This is a genomic window from Ruegeria sp. CE12, from assembly GCF_056537525.1.
In genome coordinates, this window is record NZ_JBQFRS010000001.1 from 840,243 (window position 1) to 864,386 (window position 24,144).

Genomic DNA, 24,144 nt, shown 5'->3' on the forward strand with positions numbered 1-24,144 from the left:
GCAGTTCAGTGCGGATGGGGATCAAATCTGCGCAACATTTCTGCGAGATCGTGATCAGTAACCCGAAGCGCTGCTTTTTTAGGCAAAAACCACTTGAGCCGACGTTCGCCACACTCGGGATACGTTGTCTCCAACCGATGCACATGCAGCGGAAAGACATCCACAAGGCACAACACCGACCCTCGATCAGGATGGCGCTTCACATAAGAGAAACGGCCTAGACCTTCAGTGGAACAGGTACCGATAACGCCCGCTTCTTCCCATGCCTCCTGCCCTGCGGTTTCAGATGGGCTGAGGCCATCGATCAGCCACCCCTTGGGGATAATCCAGCGATTGGATCGACGTGTGGTGATCAGCAGAATCTCTGGCCGACCCTTGATGAGCCGGTAACACAACGCGGCAGACTGCGGCACAACGGGAAGTTTCCCGGCCTTGCAGAGTATATCTGGCGATAGCCTTGCGTTCATCACGCTGTCACGCCTTTCAACTGGGTATCTTTGCCTGTCTGCCGGATCGATTTTTACGTTATTTTGCGGTCCGATAGACAACAAATACCATATGAGGCGCTTATTGCCAAGTTGCAGGGGATAGGCTGATATCAGTGCAGCATACGCTGCGACAGGCGCTGAACAAGCTCTGGGTGCGGAATATCTGCGTCAATTGCCAGTCGGCGCAGGCCAAAATGAACCCGCGCAACCTGCTGATAATACCGGGTATAGACGTAGTTGGTGCCACCTCCGGCCAATGCCCCAAGCAAAGGCACAGACTGTGCAGCCAGTTTTTGCCCCAGTACAACGGACAAGCGTGGCGCAACCATCGCGATCAGTTTCTGCATTGCGGGGCCGGTCAGTGTCAGACGCACGGAATAGAACCCCAGATCCGAGCCATCATCCTCGGACATTGGTCCCGCTGCAGACAATACCCGAATGCAATCGAATTTCACGTTTTCCGCTGCAGGATCAAAGCCTTCCCGGGCAGCGGCCCCTTGAATTGAACGCAGCAGCATTGCGGTCGTCGCTGGCAGCTCGACAAGCGCGGTTGACATGCCACCCAATCCACCAGCGGCCCCCATAGCGGTTGTGATGGCGGTATTGACCCAGGGCTTTTGGTCCGGAACGGCCCGTCGTGTCCCCTCAGCCGCATGCATAGCGGCCCATAACGCATGTTCTGTTGCGTCGGTCAGACCCGACCGGACTGGCTCGGGGAGTTGATCCAGCAGCGATTCTGCAGATCCGCCAAGCCTGTTAAGCAGTTTGACCCCTGCCCCGCCGGCGGATCTATAATGTCCAGCAAGCCGGTCAAGTTCAGCCTCTGTATCAACTTTTTCGATCAGAACCACGTCCTGCATATGTGCCCTCCTGTGCATAAGACATTGGCACTTTGATGGGATGATTCAATAGGTCAGCGGCTCCATCGCGTGACCGAGCCGGTGATTCCAGCCCATGTACCGTCGATCAGTTCCATGCCCAGTATACGCTCGGGGTTGGTTGGTGGCGGCATTTCGACCCCTAGTAACCGGGTAAAGCCAAAGCGCGCGTAGTAAGGCGCGTCACCCACCAGCATCACGCGATGCCATCCCATGCGACGGCCCGCTTCGACGCCTTCATGAATGAGATAGCCGCCCAGCCCTTCGCCCTGATGGGTTGGGTGGACTGCGACAGGCCCAAGCAACAGCGCATCGTGATCGCCGACATGCACCGGCCAGAACCGGATTGCTCCGGCCAGTATCCCCTGACCGTCACGGGCCACCATGGACAGGCCCTGAACCGGTGGGACGTCATCGCGCAAACGATATGAGGAAAGCGCTTCGCGCCCCGGGGCAAAGCACAGGTCATAGAGGGCTTCGACCTCCCACCAATCGTCCGGCTCTTCCGGCCTTATCCCGAACTGCTGCACCCCGGCCCTCTTTTCATCTCTGGCATTCGCCCTAGCACTTCGTTACGCCTTGGGCAAACGCTTGGAGATAAGATGTTCTATCGCCCCGAAGACGGCCATGGTTTGCCGCACAATCCCTTTAACGCCATCATCACCCCTCGCCCCATCGGATGGATATCGACCCGGGATGCGAACGGGATCAACAATCTGGCGCCTTATTCCTTTTTCAACGGCGTCGCCTACACCCCGCCGCAGGTGATGTTTGCAACAACCGGCACCAAACATGATCAGGACGGCGGCAAGGACAGTATCGCCAATATCGAAGCCACGGGCGTGTTCTGCGTGAATGTCGTCGCCCATGCCCATCGTGATGCGATGAACGCAAGCTCAGCAGGATTGCCAAAAGACATCGATGAGTTCGAGCATGCCGGACTGACCCCAATTGAATGTGAGACCATCCCCTGCGCGCGGATCAAAGACGCACCGGCGGCGCTGGAGTGTAAGCTGACCCAAATCGTCACGCTGCCGGGCGAAGCGAACCGTGTTGTTTTCGGCGAAGTAACCGGTGTGCATCTGCACGACGATCATATTCGCGAAGGAAAGTTCGACGTCACCTCGTTCAAACCGCTGGCCCGCCTCGGGTATCGGGATTATTCGGTTGTCAGCGACCTGTTCAGTCTTTCAAGGCCGGATGATTGATGCCCCTACCCGATCCGTCACACCGATATCCGATTACCCTGCCCGATGGCTCTGACCATCGGGGAACCGTCTTTCTGTCTCAGGCTATTGATCACCCGCAGTTTCAGGCTGGCGCTTTCAGCTACGCGTCGGATTTCGATGCACCTGACGATTGGGCCTTCCGGCTGGCACCCTACCTGTTTCCCTTTTCCCGAGAGAAACTGGTGCTGGGCAAGTTCTGCCAGATCGCTCATGGCGTACGGTTTATCACCGCGTCCGCCAATCACGCCACAGACGGGCTGACCTGTTTTCCGTTTCCGGTTTTCGATCCGGACCGTATGGCAGGTTATCAACCTGATAGCCGGGATACTGTCATCGGGAACGATGTCTGGATCGGCTATGGCGCGATGATCCTGCCCGGTGCGCGGATCGGAAACGGGGCGATCATCGGCGCGGGATCGGTCGTTCGCGGCGAAATTCCCCCATACGCCATCGTCACAGGCAATCCGGCAGAGGTCAGGCGGTTCCGCTTTGATCCCGAAACTGTCGAACGATTGCAGGCGCTGAACTGGTGGGACTGGCCGGCCGAGAGCGTTGCCCACGCCGAAGAGGCATTGTTGTCCGGTGACATAGATGCGCTGGAACGGATGGCCCCAAAGTAAAAGGGCGGCCTGATCGGCCGCCCTTTTTCATTCAGTGTCCGCCCAGAATGCCGGTGCGGACCGAGTAATCCACGGCCAGGCCATAGTCCGGGTCATCATCACTATCGACCATCAGGTGACCCGCCTTGTTCAGCAGCTTGTGACAATCGCGGCTGAGGTGGCGCAACATGACGCGCTTACCGGCGGCCTCGTATTTGCCAGCTATGTTTTCGATAGCCTGCAGCGCCGATTGATCGACAACCCGACTGTCGGCGAAATCGACAATCACGGTTTCCGGATCATTTGCTACGTCGAACAGTTCTACAAACCCTTCAGACGACCCAAAGAACAACGGGCCCTGAATCTCGTAGACCTTAGCGCCTTTTTCAGTTTCGGACTCGCGCGTCACTGCATGAATACGCTTGGCGTTGTTCCAGGCATAGGCCAGCGCAGACACGATCACACCGACCACAACTGCAACTGCAAGGTCCTCCATCACGGTTACCACGGTCACCAGTACAATGACGAACGCATCCATCAGTGGGACCTTGCGCAGGATGTTGAACGAGTTCCAGGCAAAGGTTCCGATCACGACCATGAACATCACGCCAACCAGCGCGGCCAACGGAATTTGCTCGATCAGGGGGGCTGCGAACAGGATAAAGACCAGCAGGAACAGCGCCGCAGCGATACCTGCAACGCGCGTACGACCGCCCGATTTTACGTTGATCATCGACTGACCGATCATCGCGCAACCACCCATACCGCCGAAAAAGCCGGTAACAACGTTGGCTGCACCCTGCGCAATACACTCCTGCGAGGCACCGCCGCGCTTGCCTGTGATTTCACCCACAAGGTTCAGGGTAAGCAGGGATTCGATCAACCCGATCGCGGCCAGAATGACGGCGTAGGGCAGGATGATCTCAAACGTTTCCCATGTCAGCGGAACCATCGGGATATGAAAGGACGGCAGCCCACCTTCGATCGAGGCCAGATCGCCGACGCGTGGAACATCCAAACCGAGGCCAATGACCAGTGCGGCAACGACGACGATACCGGCCAACGGTGCAGGCACGATACGTGTGATGCGCGGCATGACCCAGATGACTGCCATGGTCAAAGCAACAAGGCCCAGCATGGTATAGAGCTGCATGCCCGATAGCCATTCGCCGCCACCCATGCCGTGCCCGGTGTTTTCCATGGTCCCCGGCACTTTGAACTGACCCAACTGCGCCAGGAAAATCACAATGGCCAGACCATTCACAAAGCCCAGCATCACCGGATGAGGCACAAGACGGATGAAGCGCCCCCAGTGCATCGCGCCTGCAATCACTTGCAGGATGCCCATCAATACCACTGTCGCGAACAGGTATTCCACGCCGTGCTGCGCAACCAAGGCCACCATGACCACGGCAAGGGCACCGGTTGCACCCGAAATCATACCAGGACGCCCACCAATCAGTGCAGTGATCAGACCCACAAGGAATGCCGCATAAAGGCCAACCAGCGGGTGAACCCCTGCGACAAAGGCAAATGCAACAGCTTCGGGCACAAGAGCCAGAGCAACGGTCAGGCCGGACAGCAATTCGATACGCAGACGCGACATGGTCAGCCCCTCGTCGGGCATCCAGCGCAGGTCAGGTATGGCTAGGCGATTGGCAAAGCTTGCCAGCAAGGCTCGGGGCATTAGACAGTCCTGTGGGTTAATTTGTTCGCGCGAAGGGGGCCTTTTATATGCAATCCCTTGTCAGAGCTACCGCGCTAGGTGGGACACTGCCATGCTTTAGTCGCATACCAACTCTCTCGCAATAACGTGAGTTGAAGATCACAGCAGTCACAAGCAACTCTGCAACATGCGCTGGATCATTCTACTTTTGCTATACCCGATTTCTGCAATTGCGCAGGACTTACAAGGCAATGACACGGCCGGGAACTGGCGTGTGACCCACTATGAAGCATACGGGATATGGAATTCGATCTGCGATGAGCGTGAGGAAAACGGTGAGTTGCGGCAACGATGCTATATTCGGCGCGCCGATGTTTTTTCGTTGCGTCCAAAGTTTGCCGCCCAGTTCGTATTCATCACACCGGCCCCCGAAGATTATATAATCGAGTTCGGAATTGAACCCGGCACACTGTTCAGCCCGTCCGGGTTCCGGATCGACCAAGGCAAAGACGTGATCTGGCGCACGCGCCGACCGGGCTGCCTGACGGGCCTCAGCTGTACCTTTGCCGGAGAAGGCGCTCAGGACATAATCGACGCCATGCTGACCGGTGAGGCCTATCGCTTTGTCTTTCGGGATCGGCACGGCCAATCACAGGATCTGACATGGTCGCTGGATGGTTTTGATGCGGCATGGCTGGACTTTAGGAGCCAATCCGACATTCGCGGATTGTTAACAGCGGAAGAATAGGTGCAAACCCTTGTCAAAGCGGGTCGCAAACCGCAGATATCCAAGACAAACAACCTGCGGGGAGAAGATCAGTGACCCAAACCAAAATTGCCGTCATTGGCGGATCAGGCATCTACGAAATCGACGGATTGGAAAATGCGGATTGGGTCAGTGTTAAAACACCATGGGGCGATCCATCGGATCAGATCCTGACCGGCTCTCTGGATGGCGTCGACATGGCCTTTCTGCCCCGCCACGGGCGCGGGCACGTCCATTCGCCGACCGAAGTCCCCTATCGCGCCAACATCGATGCGCTGAAACGGCTGGGGGTGACGGATGTAATCTCGGTCTCGGCCTGCGGATCATTCCGCGAGCATATGGCACCGGGCGATTTCGTGATCGTCGACCAGTTCATCGACCGGACCTTTGCGCGGGAAAAGAGCTTTTTTGGTACGGGCTGCGTCGCACATGTCAGTGTCGCGCATCCCACCTGCCCGCGCCTGAGCGATGCCTGTGAAACTGCGGGGAAGGCCGCTGGCATCACGATCCACCGCGGCGGGACCTATCTGGCAATGGAAGGGCCGCAATTCTCAACCCTGGCCGAGTCGAAGATGTATCGCGAGCAATGGGGTTGCGATGTGATCGGCATGACCAACATGCCCGAAGCGAAGCTCGCCCGCGAAGCGGAACTTTGTTATGCCTCAGTAGCGATGGTCACGGACTATGACAGCTGGCACCCCGATCACGGTGAAGTGGACGTAACCGCCATCATCGCCACGCTGACCGGGAATGCCGAGAAAGGCCGGGCACTGGTCAAGGGGCTGCCGAAACTGCTGGGGTCCGAACGCGAACTTTGCCCGCATGGCTGCGACCGCGCGCTGGAATTCGCGATCCTGACCGCACCCGAAAAACGCGACCCAGCCGTTCTGGCCAAGCTGGATGCGGTTGCCGGGCGGATCCTCTGACATCCGACAGGGTTGCCCTTAGTTGGCTGGCAGGTTCTGACGAACCTCCTGCCACAACCCGTGCGACCACAGGTCGTTGTGTGTGCCGCCCGGTATCATGAACAACTGGGCCTTCGCGCCGGAGAGTTCCGCCAGCTTCTTGCTGTGGTGGGCTGGAACCGTTTCATCGTCGGAACCGTGAAAGATCAGGATCGGAACCTCGACATCATCGATAAGGTCGCGGGTGGCGAAGTGGTCTTTCATCAGCGCTGACACCGGCAGCCAAGGGTATCTTTCGGCTGCCACGTCCACTGTCGCTGTAAAGGGTGCTTCGAGTACCAGGAGTTCAGCTTCCGGGCGCTGTTCGGCCACTGCGGTCGCGACGCCCGTGCCAAGGCTTTGTCCGTGCAGGATAACAGTCTCGCCCTGGGTTTCGAGCAGATCAAACAGCTCAACACCATCCGAGATCAGGGCCTGCTCAGACGGTTCACCGGGACTGCCGGGATATCCCCGATAGCTGGGGGCAAGCACCCCGAAACCGCTATCGACAATCTCTTCAAGCCGTTGAACTCGGTCTCCCAGATTACCGCTTTGACCATGAAAGAACAGGACCGTTGGTGCACCCTCTGCGCTGGCAGGAACGGACCAAGTGGTCAGCTCAACCCCATCAGACATCGGAACCTTTAGGACAGTCGCATCCGCCAAACCAACAGCTTCCGGTTCGGGCAGAACACCTGAGGGTTTGAACAGCAAAGACCGCTGATTGAGATACATGTATCCTGCGGCTGCCACATAAGCGACGCCGCCAACGGCCACCACAGAGATCAATGCACGTTTCAACCAACTGCGCGATGGTTGGGCGGTTTGGATCTGCTGTTCATTGTCAGTTGTATGCGGTTGTGTCACCCGAGCCTCCTGAGGCGAAATGATCCTCATAGTCTTGTGTCCGCATATGGGCGTTTCAAGACAGGTGTATCAACCTTAATCCGAGCTTTAAGGTTGCCCGCACAATGCGCCACATCCACTGTGCCGCCCGGAACTGTCCCATTTCTCAAATGAACACAGAACATCCTTGACCCGGCCACCGCATACGCAGCAGCGAAGTCATTACAAATCAGCGATTGCTAACACGAGCCCAGAGTTCGGGTACCCCAAACTCCGCTATGCCCCCTCTTATCGCCTGAGTGCGGCTATTCGATACGTACCAGTTGCCATTCAGCCTTGATCCGCGTCAGCCAACCGATCTTGAGAACCTCATGTTTAGGCATCGGCTGCATGCAACCTGCGCCACAGTCCATCGGTATGATGCTCGACCGGGACAGCTGAACCAGTTTCGGCATGTCGGGCTCATCCGGCGCATAGTAAACCATATCGACGATAAAGACCGACTGATCAGGCATACGTACGCGCTCGACCACACGCTCAAGGCAGTTCTGCTCAAGCTGGGTACTCAGCTCATCGCTGCGATAGATCTTGTTGAATTCCCACACGACATGCGCGCCTTCGAGGTTCATCTCATGAAGAATCTTCTCTCCGACGAACTGTCCCACCTGCGAGATCGCATCATTGAAGCCCTTTCCCCACTCATTGACGCCGGCAAACCTGACCGGTGCGGCCTGGAACGTATCAGCCATGTGCAAACGGCACAGTTTGATCGCCATGAAATCACCGGCCGAATGATCAAATGCATAGGCATCACCGGGTCGCGGACTATCCAGACGATGGGCCGGGATACTGTTTCGGTCATAGCGCAAATCGGCCTCATCCGCATCCAGCACCAGCGGTGCCGTGAACGCCAGAACAGCGATAACGATCGCCACCGCAATCAGGTATCCAGAGCGTTTGCGCAACTCGTCAAGTGCGCCTGACCAGGTCATTGCTGCACCTTAGGACAACACAGGTTGCCTCCGCATTCTGTGTACCCTTCTGGGCAGCTATTGGCGTTTCCCGTCTGAGCAACGACAGCAATAAAGAGCACAAACACTGCAGCTAACCACTTCATAACAAATACTCCTTCTTAAAAAATGCGAATATTAACATAAAACATCGCAAAAAGCGACTCGCGGCGGGAGTTTTCACCTTATTCACAGCTGCTTTGGACGCCTTGTCTGGTTGACTTTCCCGGCCCCGCGAGCCTAGCTGATCCGAGCTATTTTCAATCGCGGAACACGTGCATCATGTCCTTGGATATCTGGTTGGCTTTTGTTGCGGCTTCTACGGCACTTTTGTTGATACCGGGGCCCACGGTATTGCTTGTTCTCAGCTATGCCCTGTCCAAGGGACGTAGTGTTGCCGTTGCCTCGGCCTCGGGTGTAGCTGCGGGTGATTTGTTGGCCATGACCGCCTCTCTGCTTGGGTTGGGTGCGCTTGTTCTGGCATCGGCAACCCTGTTCACCGCGCTGAAATGGGTAGGTGCGGCCTATCTGGTCTGGATGGGCGTCAAACTGTTGCGCAGCGCCCCCTCAGGAGGCCTGGAGACCGTTTCGACCGGACGTGATGTGACGACTCAAAGTGTCTTTGGCCATGCGGCGGCCGTTACGGCGCTGAACCCGAAATCCATCGCCTTCTTTATCGCATTCGTGCCGCAGTTTCTGCGCCCTGCCGATCCGCTAGGGCCGCAGTTCCTTATCCTGATTGCAACGTTTGTGGGTCTGGCCTGGCTGAATGCGCTGGCCTACGCATTGCTGGCGGATCGCCTGCGTCAGATGATTGGGCGTCCGAGCGTGATCACCGGTTTGACGCGATTTGGAGGGTTAACCCTGATCGGAATGGGACTGGCCACTGCCCTTTTGCGTCGGCCAGCCTGAGTGCCTTCAACTCAAGAACAAGAAATGGCTGTCCGCTGCCAGCCACAACCTGTGCACTAGTTTTCGGCGTTCTCTTTCATGAAACCGCGGATGAAGCGCCGGATTTCCCGGGCTGCAGATGTGTCGAGTTCCTTGCAAAGCTCGACAAATGCGTCGCGTTCGTCCTTATCCAGCCGTAACACCAACTGACTGTTTTTCTTGGTAGATCCCTTACCGTCTTTCTTTCCCACGCGCCCTTACTCCGACGATCCCTTGATTCTTACCGCGATACATTGTATATACATCGCATAGAAGTTGTAGATATCGAGCACCTAACAATAAAAAAGGAATTAGGCAATGAACCTTCATGCTGCTCAGGCATTTCTGCTGCGCGACCAGCGCAACTGGCGCAAACCGCACCTGTCGTGGCTGCCAGCTGCGCTTTATCGCTATTACGGTCTGCCAAAGGCTGTACCAGACCGCCACAAATGATCGCAGCTAGGAAACTTTCCTTGCATGACCCCGTCTGATGGGCCAAACACCCGCGCGTAATTTGACGCAAGAGGGTTGACCCATGTCCAGAAACAAAACGGTCAAGGATTACATTCGGACCATTGTAGACTTCCCGCATGAAGGGATCATGTTCCGGGATGTGACAACCCTGTTCGCCGACCCGCGTGGGTTTCGCATGGCGATTGACCAGATGCTGCACCCCTATGCGGGTGAGCGGATCGACAAGGTGGTCGGTCTTGAGGCGCGCGGGTTTATCCTCGGCGGGGCAATTGCGCATCAGCTAAGCGTCGGGTTTGTGCCGATCCGCAAAAAAGGCAAACTACCCGGCACAACCATCAGTCAGGACTATAAGCTGGAATACGGCGAGGCGATCGTTGAAATCCACGATGACGCAATTCAACCGGGTGAGAAGATTCTGGTGGTTGACGATCTGTTGGCAACTGGCGGCACGGCTGCTGCGGGCATCAAGCTGATCGAACGGCTTGGCGGTGAAATCGTCTCTTGTGCCTTCGTGATTGATCTGCCCGAGTTGGGTGGTCGCAAAGTGCTGGAAGATATGGGCATGGATGTCCACGTCCTGTGCGAATTTGAAGGCCTTTGACCTACTTATTTTCACGATTTCGTGATTGGAAATCTACGAATTGGCGGGCTTAGCCCGCCATGACCCAGTTTCAAGCCGGAACATTCTTCACGCAAGGTGATCTTGTCGCGATGCGCCCCCGTACCCCTGATGATGCCACCTGAGGCATTCATTCAACAAGGGATATGAAGTCATGTTTCGCAAAATCGCTGTAGCTGGTGTCGCTAGTATTCTGTTCAGCACGTCTGCAATGGCAGACGGTCACGGAAAAGACATTGTGGACACTGCTGTCTCGGCAGGCAGCTTTACAACGCTCGTAGCTGCCGTTCAGGCCGCTGAATTGGTTGATACCCTGAAAGGTGAGGGTCCATTCACTGTTTTTGCCCCAACAGATGAAGCTTTTGCTGCATTGCCTGAAGGCACGGTAGAAACTCTGCTGAAGCCTGAAAACAAGGATCAACTGGTGGCCATCCTGACCTACCACGTGGTTCCGGGCAAAGTAATGTCGGGCGATCTGTCAGATGACATGACCGCTGCAACCGTGCAGGGCGGTGAGATCACCATCGATTTGGATTCGGGCGTGATGGTCAACGATGCCAATGTTGTTCAGGCCGATATCGAAACCAAGAACGGCGTGATCCATGTGATCGACAAAGTTATCATCCCTGCTTCGTAAGCGGATGTCAGGCACGGCTCGCATTTGTCGGGCCGTGTCTAAGCCTTCAGGATCGCACCGGGGTTCATAATCCCCTTGGGGTCAAGCGCTACCTTGATGGCGCGCATCGCCTGCAGCTTGGCAGGGTCCCCGTAGCGCTCAAGATCATCGACTTTGAGCCTACCGATCCCATGTTCTGCGCTGACCGACCCATGGAATTCATGGACTAGGTCATGAACCGCGTGTTTGACCGTCGCCCTTTTCTCATCAAAATCTGCTCTGTCATGCCCCTTAGGCGGGAAAACGTTGTAGTGCAGATTTCCATCGCCCAAGTGACCGAAGCAGTTGATGCGATAAGGTCCTAGCGAGGCGACCAGCTCTGCGCCCCGTTCAATGAATTCAGGTATCGACGAGATCGGGATCGAGATGTCATGGCTGGATACGGAGCCGACCAGGCGATTAGCCTCAGGTATACGCTCACGCACAGCCCAGAGTTCTGCACGTTGACCTTCGCTTTGGGCAATTACACCATCACTGACCAGATCTTGACCCAAAGCCGTCTGGAACAGGCTTTCGAGCGCCTCTGACGGGTCGTGGCCGGCTGCCAAACCCAACTCGATCAACACGCTCCATTCAGGTGGCTCGGCAAACGGTTGGCGTACGTCAGGCAGAACCTCGGTCAAGAAGTCCATCCCCTGTCGGTGGATCAGTTCAAATGTGCTGACACCCTCCCCCACCTGATCCCGCGCAAGGGCCAGCAGATGAATGGCAGCATCAGGAGAGGCCACCTGAAAGATCGCGGTGCTGATTTCGGTTGGTCTGGGAAACAGTTTGAGAGATGCAGCCGTGATGATGCCAAGCGTTCCCTCAGAACCGATCAGCAGATTGCGCAGATCATATCCAGTGTTGTCTTTCCTCAACCGGCTGAGCCCGTGCCAGATGTCCCCGTTTGGCAGAACAGCCTCGAGCCCCAGACACAGATCGCGGGAATTGCCATAGCGCAAAACGTTCACGCCCCCCGCGTTGGTGGCGAGGTTGCCGCCAATCCTGCAAGAACCCTGCGCTGCAAGCGCAAGAGGGAACAGTCGATCTGCAGCCGCGGCTGCGACCTGCACGTCCGCCAGAATGGCGCCAGCTTCGGCCACCAGAACATTCTCGGTCGGATAGACGCCCCGGATCGCTGTCATACGCTCTAGCGAGATCACCAAAGGGGCTGGTTCATCTGCCATGACCTGCCCGCCAACCAGCCCGGTGCCGCCACCATAAGGAACAACGGGCACATTCGCATCAGATGCCAGCCGAACCAGCGCGGCGACTTCTTCCACATTGCGCGGCAGGCATAGGACGCCAACATGCCCGGCAAATCTGCGACGGGGTTCTTCGAGATATCGCGGCTCAACCGGGCGCAATATGTCGTCACCCAGTTGGGTTCGGATCCGCTGGGCAAAGCACTCATCTGCAGGGTTCAAAGTCATACCCTCTCCATGCCCAAGGCAGAAAGTTTCGGCAAGTCTTATTCCAACTCAATCAGATAGCGCGGTTCAAGAACGACAACCGTGGGTCGATCCGGAAGTGTTCGCAACGATACTTCAATCTCGGATACGCCGTCCCGCTCAACCGGAAAATCGTTTCGTATCCCGCTCAGAAACCGCTCCAGTGAGTAATCCGAAAACCAGTGCATCGGAATGATGACCGAGCTTTTCAGGCGCCGCAGCACTGAAATCATTTCAGGCAGAGGCATGGTGGTTCCGCCATCTACCGCTGCCATGACAACATCCAGCCGGCCCAGCGCTGCGAATTGCTCATCCGACGGGATGTGATGCAAATGACCCAGATGGCCGATACACAGCCCCTCAACCTCGAAGACAAAGATGGAATTGCCGCGTTCCTCAACCCCACCATAGGCTGACCGGATGTCGGTGGAAACGTTCCGGATCAGCATTTCCCCCAGATCAAGATGATGGTCGATGCCTTGCCCGAACTCTCCCCAGCCTTCCAGAACATGAGGGATCGCAGGATCGGGATGCGCGGTCCAGTGGGTGCTGTGGGCGTGGTTCATGGTCACCACATCGGGAATCAGGGCGGCCCCACCGATGAACCCTGTGAAATCGGTGACAGCATTTAGTCCGCCATGTGTCTGAAGCAAAAACGAGGCATGGGAGATATAGCTGATCCGGACGGAGAACTCCGACACCGGATCCTGCCATGCAGCCTTATGAAGATACTGAATGCCGGGAGTTTCGTTGGCGATGGCAATACAGTGGCTGGGCCGCCGCTCCTGCGCTACGGCGCCTTCTGCAATCACCAACAATGCCAGAACAGCCCAGCGCATGACCAGAGTTTAGCGCAACATCGCCACAAGTCATGCTTCTTGTTTGATAGGTGTCAGTTTCCAGGCGCAGGCGTCAGCCTGCATCCGTCCGACCGCGCCGATCAGACCGCAAACTGGCATACAGAACATGGGTGCGCCAGCGGCCACCGATCTGCAGGTAAGACTGCGCGACGCCCTCGTATTTGAAGCCGGAGCTTTCGAGCAACCCGCGCGAAGCTTTGTTTTCCGGAAGGCAGGCGGCTTCGATCCGGCTAAGGTCCAGCCGGGTAAATGCATAATGCACCATCGCGCCAATCGCTTCGCGCATGTACCCCTGACGAGCAAAGGACTGCCCGGTCCAATACCCAAGCGTCCCCGCCTGAGCCGGGCCGCGACGTATGTTGTCCAAAGTAATTGCGCCTAACAGCACATTGTCGCTGCGCCTGAACAGAAACAGTGGAACGGCGGTACCGCTGGCCACCGAACGCTGTGCCCAATAGACCCGGTTGGTAAAGGATTTACGGCTCAGGTGATCCTTTGCCCAAACCGGCTCCCACGGGGTCAGGTATTCACGCGACGCTCGCCGGAGAGCAGACCAGTCATGAAAATCGGAATGAACGGGTGGTCGCAGACTCAACCGTTCAGTTTCGAGTTTCAGCTTGCGTCTGCCCAACAGCATCAAGCCGCGCGCCTCTCCTGCAATTCAGCCAGTGTCGGTGCGCCTGAGACCGGCCCGTAAAGCGCCAGAGCGGCAGGCGCTTTGATTGCCATCTGCTCAGCGAATACGCGCACATCCTCGGTGCTGACCGCATCAATCTTGGCCACCGTATCCTCAAGGGATGGGACACGGCCCCAGATCTGAACCAGTCGCGCCAACCGTTCGGCTCGGTTCGACGGGCTTTCCAGCCCCATCAGCATTCCGGCCTTCATCTGAGCACGGGCACGGGCAACCTCTTCGGAGGTCATGTCCTCAGCCGCGCGCTTCATCTCGTCAATGGTGATGGTGGCAAGCTCTGCGACCTGATCCGCTGATGTACCGGCGTAGATCGTGGTTGTCCCGGTGTCTGCATAGGCTCCGGTCTGCGCAAAGATCGTATAGCAGAGCCCGCGTGTCTCGCGCACCTCCTGAAACAGCCGCGAGGACATGCCGCCACCCAGTGCCGTCGAATATATCTGCGCGGTATAGATCGCATCATCACGGTAACCGGGGCTTTCCAGGGCCAGCGCAAAATGGGCCTGCTCCAACTCTTTCTCCTGCCGAGCTTCACCGCCGGTAAAGCGCGCAGGTTCGGCGATCAGCCCTGTACGTGGTTGCAGATGACCGAACATCTCTTCAGCCATTTTCATCAGCTGATCATGATCCACAGCACCGGCAGCAGACAGGATCATCTGATCGGGACCATAATGCTCAGCTACGAAGCCGGAGAGGTCCTCTCGCGAAAACGCACTGACCCGCTCGGTCGGGCCCAGAATTGTCCGGCCCAAGGGCTGATCGTGATAGCTCTGCTCCTGTAACCAATCAAAGATTACATCGTCCGGCGTGTCATAGGCCTGACCGATCTCCTGCAAGATCACACCGCGTTCGACCTCGATCTCGCGCGGGTCGAAAACCGGATTCAGAACGATGTCGCCGATCACATCCATGGCCAGCGCCACATCGTCTTTCAGGACACGCGCATAATAGGCTGTCACCTCGCGCGAGGTGTAGGCGTTGATATACCCGCCCACATCCTCAATCGCCTCGGCGATTTGCAGCGCGGAACGACGCTCGGTTCCCTTGAACGCCATATGCTCAAGGAAATGCGCGATACCGTTCTGCTCGATCCGCTCATGCCGCCCGCCGGCGGTCACCCAGATGCCGATGGCTGCAGATTGCAACCCCGGCATATGTTCACTGACGATACGAAACCCGTTCTTCAGTTGGTCTTGTCTGACAGTCACTCAGCGATATGCCTTCTGATATGATCCTCAAGGGCACCCAGATCGTTGGCAATGCGGGTCACCCGTTCCGGACGTTCATACAGATCAGACATGCGGGATGGAAGAGGCGGATGTACGTCGCTCGCCTTCTCGACCGCAGCCGGAAATTTCGCGGGGTGTGCCGTGGCCAGAGTGATCATCGGCACGTCCGCTGCGCGATGCTCTTCCGCGACCATGATACCAACGGCGGTGTGCGGGCAAACAAGCTCGGCGCTATGGGCGAGCGTGTGCTTGATCGTTTCCAGCGTTTCGTCCTCAGACACGCGACCCGAGTCGAAATTCTCACGCAGCGCTTCCATTGCGCCCTGGCTGACGTTGAAGCCACCATTCTTCAGTTCATCCATCAACTGAGCGACGGCGCTACCATCCTCGCCATAGGCATAATACAGCGCGCGTTCAAAGTTCGAGCTGACCTGAATATCCATCGACGGGCTGATCGAGGGGATGGTGTCGCCCTTGAAGTATCCCTCACCCGACAGGCAGCGGTGCAGAATGTCGTTCTGGTTGGTCGCGACCACAAGACGATCGATAGGCAGGCCCATTCGTTTGGCCAGATAGCCCGCGAAGATGTCACCGAAATTGCCGGTTGGCACTGTGAAGCTGACCTTGCGATGCGGCGCGCCAAGGCTAACAGCGGCTGAGAAGTAATAGACGATCTGCGCCAGCACACGGGCAAAGTTGATCGAGTTCACCCCTGCCAGCTTCACCCCGTCGCGGAAATCAAAATCGTTGAACATATCCTTCAGCGCAGCCTGACAATCGTCGAAATCGCCATCCACGGCCAAGGCATGCACGTTGCTGTCCGCTGGCGTTGTCATCTGGCGACGCTGCACTTCCGATACTCGGCCATGCGGATACAAGATGAATACATCCACGGCATCCAGACCCCGAAATGCCTCGATGGCGGCCGATCCGGTGTCACCACTGGTTGCGCCCACGATGGTCACACGGTCGCCACGGCGCTTGAGGGCCACCTGGAACAGCTGACCGATCAGCTGCATGGCGAAGTCCTTGAAGGCCAGAGTGGGCCCGTGGAACAGCTCCAGCAGGAAGTGGTTCTCGTTCAACTGCTTCAGCGGCGCGCGGGCGTCATGACCAAAACCCTCGTAGGCGCGCGCGATGATTTCCTTGAACTCGTCCTCATCAAACGATCCGCTGACATAAGGCCACATCACCCGAAAGGCGATTTCCTCGTACGGCAACCCGGCCAAAGCCGCGATCTCGTCCTGCGACATCACCGGGATTTCAGCGGGCAGATACAGGCCACCGTCGCGGGCCAACCCTGTCAGCATCGCCTCTTCAAAAGTCAGTTCGGGCGCCTGCCCACGGGTCGAGATGTATTTCATGGCTCGTCACTCTCAGAAGGGGCGCGGCTGCGCCACAGGAAGTACCCGGTCATCGCCGCCCAAACCAGGGCCAAACCAAACCAGGTGATTGCATATTGCAGATGGTCATTCGGGATGCCGGCCGTGTCGACAGGCAAAGGCTTAATGCCGGGGTCGGTTTGCGACCGCGCGATCAGCAGAACCGGCTCGGCCCCCAACGCCGTCGCCAGATTGGGCACGTCGCGGGCGAACCAGATGTTGGCGTCGATATCGGACTCAGGTGTGTAACCGTCGATCTCATCTGGCCAATGCAGGTTACCGGTGACCTCCATCGGACCAGTCCGGCGCTCGATCTGCTTCGCAGTCACAGGCACAAAACCCCGATCCACCAGGATTGTCCGGTCTTCGGTACTGAAAGACTGGATGATGCGATACCCTGCCCCGACCTGCTTGACCGAGACCAGAACGTGGATCTCACCCGGCTCCATCTCGCCCTTGATCGTAACTGGCAAATACTTGTCGGTATCGGGCGACACACTTACCGGCAAATCAACGGGGTTAGCGGATATCCGATTTTCAATCTCGGCCAATACGTCCTGTTTCCACGACAGACGCTGAACCTGCCAGACCCCCAGCGACACCAGGATCGCCAGACCGGCGATACCAAAAATCAGCAGGAAGAGAATGCGGCGCATGTCGAGTCCAGATTACATCATTTGAAGGCTCTGCATGAGCCGGCGTCTTGTTAAGGGCTACACCTGCGGAAAGGCAACCGTGCAATTGTATGGGGCGCAATATTGCGCCCCGGATAGAGAAAAAGCCGCCCCTAAGGGCGGCTTTTGCAATTGGATCGCCTGTCCGGCGTTACATCAGTGGAGCCTGACCCCAGATGTAGACGGCGAAGAACAGGAACAGCCATACGACGTCAACAAAGTGCCAGTACCATGCAGCCGCTTCGAAACCGACGTGTTTCTCGGGCGTAAAGTCACCGCGTAGCGCACGGATCAAACAGACGCTCAGGAAAATGGTCCCGATGATGACGTGTGCACCGTGGAAACCGGTTGCCATGAAGAAGTTCGAGTAGAACTGATCATCACCGAATTTCCAGCCCTCATGCGCCAGCAGTTCATAGTATTCAAACGCCTGCAGGAAGGTAAATGCGATACCCAGTACGATACCGATCGCCAGACCGTTGATCAGTGCCTTGCGGTCATTGTCGTGGACAAGCGCATGGTGTGCCCAGGTAATTGCACAGCCCGACAGCAGCAGGACCAGTGTGTTGATCAGCGGCAGGTGGAACGGGTCAACCGCGTGGATGTCCGGCTGGATGTACTCGGTGCCGGCATAGTCGTACATCGGATACATGCGGTGTTTGAAGAACGACCAGAACCACGCGAAGAAGAACATCACCTCGGACATCACGAAAAGGATGAAGCCGTAGCGCAGGCCGATGCGAACCACTGGTGTATGATCACCAGCACGGCTTTCGGCGACAACCTCTGACCACCATGCGAACATGGTATAAAGCACGGCCACCAGACCCGCCCAGAACATGAACGACGTGATACCGTGCATCCAGAGGACGGCTCCGAACAGCATCACAAAGCCGCCAATCGCGCCGATGAATGGCCAGATTGATGGGGCCAGAATGTGGTAGTCGTGGTTTTTAGCGTGTGCCATCAGCGTCCCTCACCTACAGGCGTTAGTTCGTGTTTGTATCTGCCTGCGCTTCAAGGGCGGCATAGCCCTCGGGCAGGTCAATTTCGTAGAATGTATACGACAGTGTGATCGTATGAACATACTGTGCTTCGGGGTCTTCGACGATTTCCGGATCGACGAAGAAGGTGACAGGCATTTCGACCCGTTCACCCGGTTGCAGAACCTGCTCGTCAAAGCAGAAGCAGGCAATTTTCTGGAAATATCCACCGGCCGAATAGGGCGTCACGTTGTAGGACGCCTGCCCCGCGATGGGTTTGTCTGTCGGGTTGTATGCCTCATAAAAGGCCAGCCCGGTTTCACCGATGCGCACTTTCATCTCGCGCTCGACCGGTTTGAACTCCCAGGGCATGTCCTTGGCTTTGGATGCATCAAAGCGAATGGTGACGATCTGGTCCAGAACATCATCCGGAGCCTGCTCGGCGACGCCAGTGGTGCCACCAAAACCTGTTACCCGACAAAACCAGTTGTAGAACGGCACGGACGCCCAAGCGAGGCCGCCCATCAGAACGACAACACCAACCAGCTGCACAACCGTTTTCTGTGGACCCGACATCGCCATCAGTTCTGCACCTCAGAAGTTGGAACCGTAAAGTCGGTACCGGAAACCTTGACGATGGTCAGACCAAAGATGATCACGATGAAGGCCGCCAACGTCAGTCCAACACCAAGATTGCGGCTGAACCGGCGCTGATGCAGTTCGTGGCTCTTGCGCAAGCTCATCACCAGCCTCCCAGACCGTAGTTCTTCAGAAGCGCTTCAACCAGAATAGCGCCAAAATGCAGGAAGAGGTAAAGCAGCGACAGCTTGAAGAAGCTGCGTTCGACTTTGAAGTTGTCGGCTTCCGCGTCCTCTTCTGTGCGCCGAGAGATTTTCCATGCTCCGCGCAGGAACAGCGCATTCAGGACGACAGCAACCACCAGATAAACCGGCCCGCCGATACCCGAGAATGCAGTCCCGATCGCCAGCAATGCCAGCAAAACGGTGTAGACTAGAATATGAGTGCGGGTCGCCTTGCGACCGTGGGTGACGGTCAGCATCGGTACACCGGCATCGTCGTAATCCGAGCGCATGAACAGCGCCAGTGCCCAGAAATGCGGCGGTGTCCACATAAAGGTCAGGGCAAACATCAGCCACGGCTCTATCGACATCGAGCCAGTTGCGGCAACCCATCCTATCACCGGAGGGAATGCACCCGCAGCGCCACCGATCACGATGTTCTGGGGCGTCGAGCGTTTCAGCCACATCGTGTAGATGACGACATAGAAAAAGATCGTGAAGGCGAGGAACGCGCCAGCAAAGATATTTGTTGCCAGCGCCAGCATCATCACGGACATGCCGGAGAGGGCCAGACCCAGGGCCAGCGCTTCGCCTTCCTCAACCTTGCCAGAGGGGATCGGCCGACCTTTGGTGCGCTTCATCACCTTGTCGATATCGGCATCCCACCACATGTTCAGCGCGCCCGAGGCACCGCCGCCAATGGCAATGAAAAGGATGGCACAGAATCCGACAAAGGGGTGCACCGGAACCGGCGCGGCCAGCAGCCCGACCAGAGCGGTGAACACAACCAGCGACATCACACGCGGCTTCAGCAGGGCGAAATAATCGCCAAAGCTGGCCTCGTCCGCGCGGGTCTGCGCGTTCACGGTGCTGGCATTGATGCTTGCGTCGCTCATTTCCGGTCCTTTTGGGGCGAAAGCTGCGCGTAAGACGCGCAGCCTGCTTTATTTGATGCGCGGGATGGGTACCCGCACGTGCTGTCAGTTCGATGCAACCTGATAGGCAGCCGGCTGACCCGCATATTCTTCAAGTGCGCCTTGCAGCCACTGCTCGTAAGCCTCTTCGCTGACCACTTTGACAGTGATCGGCATGTAGGCGTGGTCCTTACCGCACAGTTCCGAACACTGACCGAAGTAGATGCCTTCCTTGTCGGCCTGGAACCACAGCTCAGCCAAGCGGCCCGGTACACCATCCTGTTTCACGCCGAAGGAAGGGATGGTCCACGAGTGGATCACGTCTGACGCGGTAACCTGCATGACGACGATCTTGCCAACAGGCACAACAACTGCGGTGTCGGTGGCCAGCAGCCACTCATCTTCGCTGTAGCCTGCGTCTGTCAGTTTGGCGCGCATTGCATCATCCAGAACGAACGGTGTCACATCTGCGTCCGCAGGGCGTGCGCCTTCGTCCAGAGTTGCGGGATGGCCCAGCAGATAGCTGTCGAAAGCAAAGTCATGATCGACGTATTCGTAGGTCCAGTACCACTGGTTGCCGACGACTTTGATCACAACGTCACCTTCCGGGATTTCCTGCTGCTTGAACAGCACCGGCAGTGAGAAGGCGCCGATGAAAACCAGAATCAGGATTGGACCCAGGGTCCATGCAATCTCGACCGGAGTGTAGTGCGAGAATGCAGCGGGTTTCGGGTTTGCGCGCTGATTGTAGCGCACGATGCAATAAACCAGCAGTCCAGCAACGAGCACACAGATTGCGGTGATGATCACCAGAATCATATCGTCCAGACGCTGGATCCCATCCGCAAGGCTGGTGGCGGCGGGTTGGAAACCGATGCCGCCGTCGACCGGCTTGCCAATAATCTCAAGCTCCTGAGCCATGGCGGGAAGGCTGGAGAGGGCTGTGGCAAGCCCCGAAAGCATCAAAGCATTCTTCATGTTCTGTCCTGATCGTTTGATCTTTGCTTCTCTCGCGAAAAGGCGTGAATCGGTCACACCTCTCCCGTTGTCTTTGGCCGCGTTAAAAACCATATTCCGTCGGGTAGATAAAGCAAAATGCTTGCGTCAAACAGACGCTATTTTTGATCTGGATCAAACCCGAAAGGCAGCAACCGATGACTCAAGCCCCGTTTCGCCCTTTTGAAACCGCCCTTCCCCACGATGAAGCGCTGGCCGTTCTGCAGTCTGCCACAGCGGGTGCAGAGGACGGAGAGCTTTATGTTGAACGGCGTAAATCCGAGTCTCTGGTCTTCGATGACGGGCGTCTACGCACCGCTTCCTATGACTCTTCTGAGGGATTTGGACTGCGCACGGTTCAGGGTGATGTGGCAGGGTATGCGCATTCGACCGATGTCTCGATCCCTTCACTAAAGCGCGCGGCCGAAACCGCACGGCTGGCGGTTGGGGACGGTGGCGGAACACTTGCCGATGCACCGCGCGCCACAAATACACGGCTTTATACAGACGAAGATCCGATCGAATCCGCCAGCTTCCCGGTCAAGATTGATACGCTGCGCGAGATTGATGCGTTTGCGCGCGATCTCGATCCCCGTGTGGTTCAGGTCAGCGCAACTATCGCTGCTGCGGTGCAGGAAGTTGAGATCCTGCGCCCCGATGGTGTCCTTGTCCGCGACGTAAGACCGATGACCCGCCTGAATGTCTCGGTGATCGTCGAACAGAATGGTCGGCGCGAAAGCGGTTCCGCTGGCGGCGGTGGACGTGTGGGTCTTGATGGTCTGATTGATCCATCAGACTGGCAGGACAAGGCGTGCGAAGCGTTGCGCATCGCGTTGGTTAATCTTGATGCGATTCCCGCCCCTGCTGGCGTGATGGAAGTGGCGCTTGGCCCTGGTTGGCCCGGCATTCTTCTGCACGAGGCCATCGGTCATGGCCTCGAGGGTGACTTCAATCGCAAAGGAAGCTCAGCCTTCGCTGGGCTGATGGGGCAGCAAATTGCCTCGAAAGGCGTGACAGTAGTTGATGACGGCACGATCCCGGATCGTCGCGGATCGATCACCGTGGATGACGAGGGCACCCCAAGTTCGCGCACTGTACTGATCGAAAACGGCATCCTGACCGGTTACATGCAGGACCGCCAGAACGCGCGATTGATGGGTGTTTCGCCAACCGGCAATGGGCGGCGGCAGAGCTATGCCCACAAACCCATGCCACGTATGACCAACACTATCATGCTGGGTGGTGATTCCGATCCTGCTGAACTGGTGGCCGATATCAAGGATGGCATCTGGGCGGTCGGCTTCGGCGGTGGGCAGGTCGACATCACAAATGGCAAGTTCGTGTTTTCATGCACCGAGGCTTACCGGGTCGAGAACGGCAAGATCGGAGCCCCCGTCAAGGGCGCGACACTGATTGGCGACGGGCCATCGGCGTTGAAACGTATCCGCGGGCTGGGCAATGACATGGCGTTGGATCCCGGTATGGGCACTTGTGGCAAAGATGGTCAATGGGTGCCGGTGGGCGTTGGTCAGCCTACCGTTTTGATGGACGGCCTGACCGTTGGTGGATCGGCAGCCTGAGTCGCAGGTCTGATCAGGCATTAACAGCTCGAGGTTAACTCGGGTTGTTGCCGCACCGAATATTGAAATCGCTATGCGATTTTCTCTTAAAGATCCGCAGAAGCACTTATAATTAGATATCATATACTTACGAAAGTTCTGCGGAATATTCTTAGACAGACTTCTTAAAATTTTCGTCGATTCACAAGCTGTTAACCCCGCATCTCGTAAACCTGTTTTGCAATCAGGCGGAGCATCGGATGACCGAAGAGCAGCTATCTTCCCATCACCCCACACTCCCACCCACCACGGAAGAAGACCGGTTTTCCTGGCTTCGTCTGATGCGTTCGCGAAAGGTTGGTCCGGCGACATTCCGGCGCCTGCTGCGCGAACATGGCTCGGCGCAGAATGCGTTGGCCGCGCTGCCGGAAATGGCACGCGCTGCCGGAATCGAAGGGTATGAAATCTGCCCACCCGGCGTGATCGAGGCGGAACTCAAGGCCGCAAAGGCTGCGAATGCGCAGCTTTTGTGCCTTGGGGCCGCTGACTTTCCAAAGAATCTGATCAATCTGCCTGATGCCCCACCAATGCTTTGGGCGATTGGGAACCTGTCGGTTCTACAACGCCCGATGATCGCAATGGTTGGGGCACGCAACTGTTCCTCGCTTGGGTCACGCATGGCACGCGCATTGGCAGCGGAGTTGGCGGAGCATGGTTATGTAGTGGTTTCCGGCCTGGCGCGCGGAATCGACACCTCGGCTCATCTTGCAACTATGGTAACCGGAACCGTGGCGGTAATGGCTGGCGGTGTCGATGTGATCTACCCGGCCGAAAACGCCAAGTTGGCGGAGGATCTGCTTGAGACCGGATTGCGCCTTTCGGAACAGCCGATGGGGGTCACACCTCAGGCTCGGCATTTCCCACGCCGCAATCGCATCATTTCAGGACTGGCACAGGCGGTGGTCGTTGTGGAAGCCGCAGCAAAATCAGGCAGCCTGATTACTGCCCGGGATGCGTTGGATCAGGGGCGAGAGGTTCTTGCGGTACCCGGCCATCCTTTCGATGCGCGGGCGGCAGGGTGCAATCTGCTGATCCGGGATGGAGCCACATTGGTTCGCTCGGCGCAAGATGTGATTGAGGCCCTTCCACAGCAATCGACTGGTTCCGGCAATGAGCCATCTCTCTCCACACTTTGCCTGGATGTGACCCCCAATACTGCACAGAAAGGCAAGGATGGGCAGAGGTTGCATAACGAAATTCTGTCCCGACTTGGCCCTTCGCCCATCGCCGAGGATCAATTGATCCGCGATATCGCCGCTACAGCCGGAGAAATCGGTCCTGCGCTGGTCGATCTGGAACTTGACGGGCGAATCCAAAGGCAGGCAGGTGGATTGCTGTCTCTGGCAAGTTAGGTGCCTGATTTGGAGGGCACCCCAGTCGTTATTGAATTCAAACAGGCGATTATCCCCCTGAGATTTCGGTCGAAAACAGTCATTTT

General features: G+C 57.1%; 28 protein-coding genes. 10 read left to right on the top strand and 18 right to left on the bottom strand.

The window, feature by feature from the left end; genetic code table 11:
* Positions 1-5: 5 nt before the first annotated feature.
* From ACR0IO_RS04230 to ACR0IO_RS04240, 3 genes are all read right to left on the bottom strand, one after another.
* Positions 6-467, bottom strand: coding sequence for an NUDIX hydrolase (locus tag ACR0IO_RS04230; RefSeq protein WP_480739711.1), 462 nt, complete (start codon positions 465-467; stop codon positions 6-8).
* 131 nt (positions 468-598) lie between these two features.
* Complete coding sequence (locus ACR0IO_RS04235) at positions 599-1,348, bottom strand: EcsC family protein (protein ID WP_480739712.1); 750 nt, start codon at positions 1,346-1,348, stop codon at positions 599-601.
* Between the two features lie 53 nt (positions 1,349-1,401).
* A complete protein-coding gene (locus ACR0IO_RS04240; RefSeq protein ID WP_480739713.1) occupies positions 1,402-1,896 on the bottom strand; it encodes a GNAT family N-acetyltransferase in 495 nt (164 codons plus the stop codon).
* 72 nt (positions 1,897-1,968) lie between these two features.
* On the opposite strand from ACR0IO_RS04240, the gene ACR0IO_RS04245 reads away from it, so the two are divergent.
* Both ACR0IO_RS04245 and ACR0IO_RS04250 read left to right on the top strand, forming a co-directional pair.
* The gene (locus ACR0IO_RS04245) at positions 1,969-2,574 is read left to right on the top strand and encodes a flavin reductase family protein (protein WP_155139623.1); all 606 of its coding nucleotides are present in this window, start codon (positions 1,969-1,971) and stop codon (positions 2,572-2,574) included.
* Positions 2,574-3,215, top strand: coding sequence for a CatB-related O-acetyltransferase (locus tag ACR0IO_RS04250; RefSeq protein ID WP_480739714.1), 642 nt, complete (start codon positions 2,574-2,576; stop codon positions 3,213-3,215). The genes ACR0IO_RS04245 and ACR0IO_RS04250 overlap by 1 nt, the downstream gene beginning before the upstream one ends.
* A 31-nt stretch (positions 3,216-3,246) precedes the next feature.
* Here the strand turns inward: ACR0IO_RS04250 and ACR0IO_RS04255 are convergent, their stop codons facing one another.
* Positions 3,247-4,881 (bottom strand): SulP family inorganic anion transporter, encoded by a 1,635-nt coding sequence (locus ACR0IO_RS04255; protein WP_480739715.1) that lies wholly within the window; start codon positions 4,879-4,881, stop codon positions 3,247-3,249.
* A gap of 166 nt (positions 4,882-5,047) precedes the next feature.
* On the opposite strand from ACR0IO_RS04255, the gene ACR0IO_RS04260 reads away from it, so the two are divergent.
* On the top strand, positions 5,048-5,608 hold the full coding sequence (locus tag ACR0IO_RS04260; protein ID WP_480739716.1) for an invasion associated locus B family protein: 561 nt from the start codon (positions 5,048-5,050) through the stop codon (positions 5,606-5,608).
* A 71-nt stretch (positions 5,609-5,679) separates the two neighbouring features.
* On the top strand, positions 5,680-6,552 hold the full coding sequence (locus ACR0IO_RS04265; RefSeq protein ID WP_480739717.1) for an S-methyl-5'-thioadenosine phosphorylase: 873 nt from the start codon (positions 5,680-5,682) through the stop codon (positions 6,550-6,552).
* Positions 6,553-6,570: 18 nt separating this feature from the next.
* On the opposite strand, the gene ACR0IO_RS04270 is transcribed toward ACR0IO_RS04265, so the two are convergent.
* Positions 6,571-7,437, bottom strand: coding sequence for an alpha/beta hydrolase (locus ACR0IO_RS04270; RefSeq protein WP_480739718.1), 867 nt, complete (start codon positions 7,435-7,437; stop codon positions 6,571-6,573).
* A gap of 284 nt (positions 7,438-7,721) precedes the next feature.
* The gene (locus tag ACR0IO_RS04275) at positions 7,722-8,408 is read right to left on the bottom strand and encodes a hypothetical protein (RefSeq protein ID WP_170331244.1); all 687 of its coding nucleotides are present in this window, start codon (positions 8,406-8,408) and stop codon (positions 7,722-7,724) included.
* 300 nt (positions 8,409-8,708) lie between these two features.
* Here ACR0IO_RS04275 and ACR0IO_RS04280 point away from each other — a divergent pair, with 300 nt between their 5' ends.
* Positions 8,709-9,338: a LysE family translocator gene (locus ACR0IO_RS04280; protein WP_170331242.1), complete on the top strand. Its 630-nt coding sequence runs from the start codon at positions 8,709-8,711 to the stop codon at positions 9,336-9,338.
* A gap of 56 nt (positions 9,339-9,394) precedes the next feature.
* Here the strand turns inward: ACR0IO_RS04280 and ACR0IO_RS04285 are convergent, their stop codons facing one another.
* The gene (locus tag ACR0IO_RS04285; protein WP_155139608.1) at positions 9,395-9,568 is read right to left on the bottom strand and encodes a hypothetical protein; all 174 of its coding nucleotides are present in this window, start codon (positions 9,566-9,568) and stop codon (positions 9,395-9,397) included.
* 106 nt (positions 9,569-9,674) lie between these two features.
* On the opposite strand from ACR0IO_RS04285, the gene ACR0IO_RS04290 reads away from it, so the two are divergent.
* The 3 genes from ACR0IO_RS04290 (at position 9,675) to ACR0IO_RS04300 (ending at position 11,086) form a co-directional block, all read left to right on the top strand.
* Positions 9,675-9,809, top strand: coding sequence for a hypothetical protein (locus ACR0IO_RS04290; protein WP_256372725.1), 135 nt, complete (start codon positions 9,675-9,677; stop codon positions 9,807-9,809).
* Between the two features lie 82 nt (positions 9,810-9,891).
* On the top strand, positions 9,892-10,431 hold the full coding sequence (locus ACR0IO_RS04295; protein WP_155139606.1) for an adenine phosphoribosyltransferase: 540 nt from the start codon (positions 9,892-9,894) through the stop codon (positions 10,429-10,431).
* Positions 10,432-10,603: 172 nt separating this feature from the next.
* On the top strand, positions 10,604-11,086 hold the full coding sequence (locus ACR0IO_RS04300) for a fasciclin domain-containing protein (protein ID WP_170331238.1): 483 nt from the start codon (positions 10,604-10,606) through the stop codon (positions 11,084-11,086).
* A gap of 38 nt (positions 11,087-11,124) precedes the next feature.
* Here ACR0IO_RS04300 and ACR0IO_RS04305 read toward each other — a convergent pair whose 3' ends face one another.
* The 11 genes from ACR0IO_RS04305 to coxB all read right to left on the bottom strand — a co-directional run bounded on the left by ACR0IO_RS04305 (position 11,125) and on the right by coxB (position 21,069).
* Positions 11,125-12,540, bottom strand: coding sequence for an FAD-binding oxidoreductase (locus ACR0IO_RS04305; RefSeq protein ID WP_480739719.1), 1,416 nt, complete (start codon positions 12,538-12,540; stop codon positions 11,125-11,127).
* Positions 12,541-12,578: 38 nt separating this feature from the next.
* Complete coding sequence (locus tag ACR0IO_RS04310; RefSeq protein ID WP_480739720.1) at positions 12,579-13,397, bottom strand: MBL fold metallo-hydrolase; 819 nt, start codon at positions 13,395-13,397, stop codon at positions 12,579-12,581.
* A gap of 73 nt (positions 13,398-13,470) precedes the next feature.
* Complete coding sequence (locus tag ACR0IO_RS04315; protein WP_155139599.1) at positions 13,471-14,055, bottom strand: GNAT family N-acetyltransferase; 585 nt, start codon at positions 14,053-14,055, stop codon at positions 13,471-13,473.
* Positions 14,055-15,317, bottom strand: coding sequence for a M16 family metallopeptidase (locus ACR0IO_RS04320; RefSeq protein ID WP_170331232.1), 1,263 nt, complete (start codon positions 15,315-15,317; stop codon positions 14,055-14,057). Before ACR0IO_RS04320 ends, ACR0IO_RS04315 begins: the two co-directional genes overlap by 1 nt.
* Positions 15,314-16,702: a threonine synthase gene (gene thrC, locus ACR0IO_RS04325; protein WP_480739721.1), complete on the bottom strand. Its 1,389-nt coding sequence runs from the start codon at positions 16,700-16,702 to the stop codon at positions 15,314-15,316. Before thrC ends, ACR0IO_RS04320 begins: the two co-directional genes overlap by 4 nt.
* Positions 16,699-17,376 carry an SURF1 family protein gene (locus ACR0IO_RS04330; RefSeq protein WP_155139596.1) on the bottom strand — a complete coding sequence of 226 codons (678 nt, stop codon included), beginning with the start codon at positions 17,374-17,376 and terminating at the stop codon, positions 16,699-16,701. The genes thrC and ACR0IO_RS04330 overlap by 4 nt, the downstream gene beginning before the upstream one ends.
* 169 nt (positions 17,377-17,545) lie before the next feature.
* A complete protein-coding gene (locus ACR0IO_RS04335) occupies positions 17,546-18,361 on the bottom strand; it encodes a cytochrome c oxidase subunit 3 (protein ID WP_155139594.1) in 816 nt (271 codons plus the stop codon).
* Positions 18,362-18,383: 22 nt separating this feature from the next.
* Positions 18,384-18,959: a cytochrome c oxidase assembly protein gene (locus ACR0IO_RS04340; protein ID WP_155139592.1), complete on the bottom strand. Its 576-nt coding sequence runs from the start codon at positions 18,957-18,959 to the stop codon at positions 18,384-18,386.
* Entirely contained in the window at positions 18,959-19,120 is a 162-nt protein-coding gene (locus tag ACR0IO_RS04345) for a hypothetical protein (RefSeq protein WP_170331225.1), read from the bottom strand. The genes ACR0IO_RS04340 and ACR0IO_RS04345 overlap by 1 nt, the downstream gene beginning before the upstream one ends.
* Positions 19,120-20,073 carry a heme o synthase gene (gene cyoE, locus ACR0IO_RS04350; protein WP_170331223.1) on the bottom strand — a complete coding sequence of 318 codons (954 nt, stop codon included), beginning with the start codon at positions 20,071-20,073 and terminating at the stop codon, positions 19,120-19,122. The genes ACR0IO_RS04345 and cyoE overlap by 1 nt, the downstream gene beginning before the upstream one ends.
* An 84-nt stretch (positions 20,074-20,157) precedes the next feature.
* Positions 20,158-21,069, bottom strand: a complete 912-nt coding sequence (coxB, locus tag ACR0IO_RS04355) for a cytochrome c oxidase subunit II (RefSeq protein WP_155139588.1) — start codon at positions 21,067-21,069, stop codon at positions 20,158-20,160.
* Positions 21,070-21,245: 176 nt separating this feature from the next.
* Between coxB and tldD the strand changes: the two genes are divergently transcribed.
* The gene (gene tldD / locus ACR0IO_RS04360) at positions 21,246-22,667 is read left to right on the top strand and encodes a metalloprotease TldD (protein ID WP_480739722.1); all 1,422 of its coding nucleotides are present in this window, start codon (positions 21,246-21,248) and stop codon (positions 22,665-22,667) included.
* 239 nt (positions 22,668-22,906) lie between these two features.
* The gene (gene dprA / locus ACR0IO_RS04365) at positions 22,907-24,058 is read left to right on the top strand and encodes a DNA-processing protein DprA (protein ID WP_480739723.1); all 1,152 of its coding nucleotides are present in this window, start codon (positions 22,907-22,909) and stop codon (positions 24,056-24,058) included.
* Positions 24,059-24,144 lie beyond the last annotated feature (86 nt).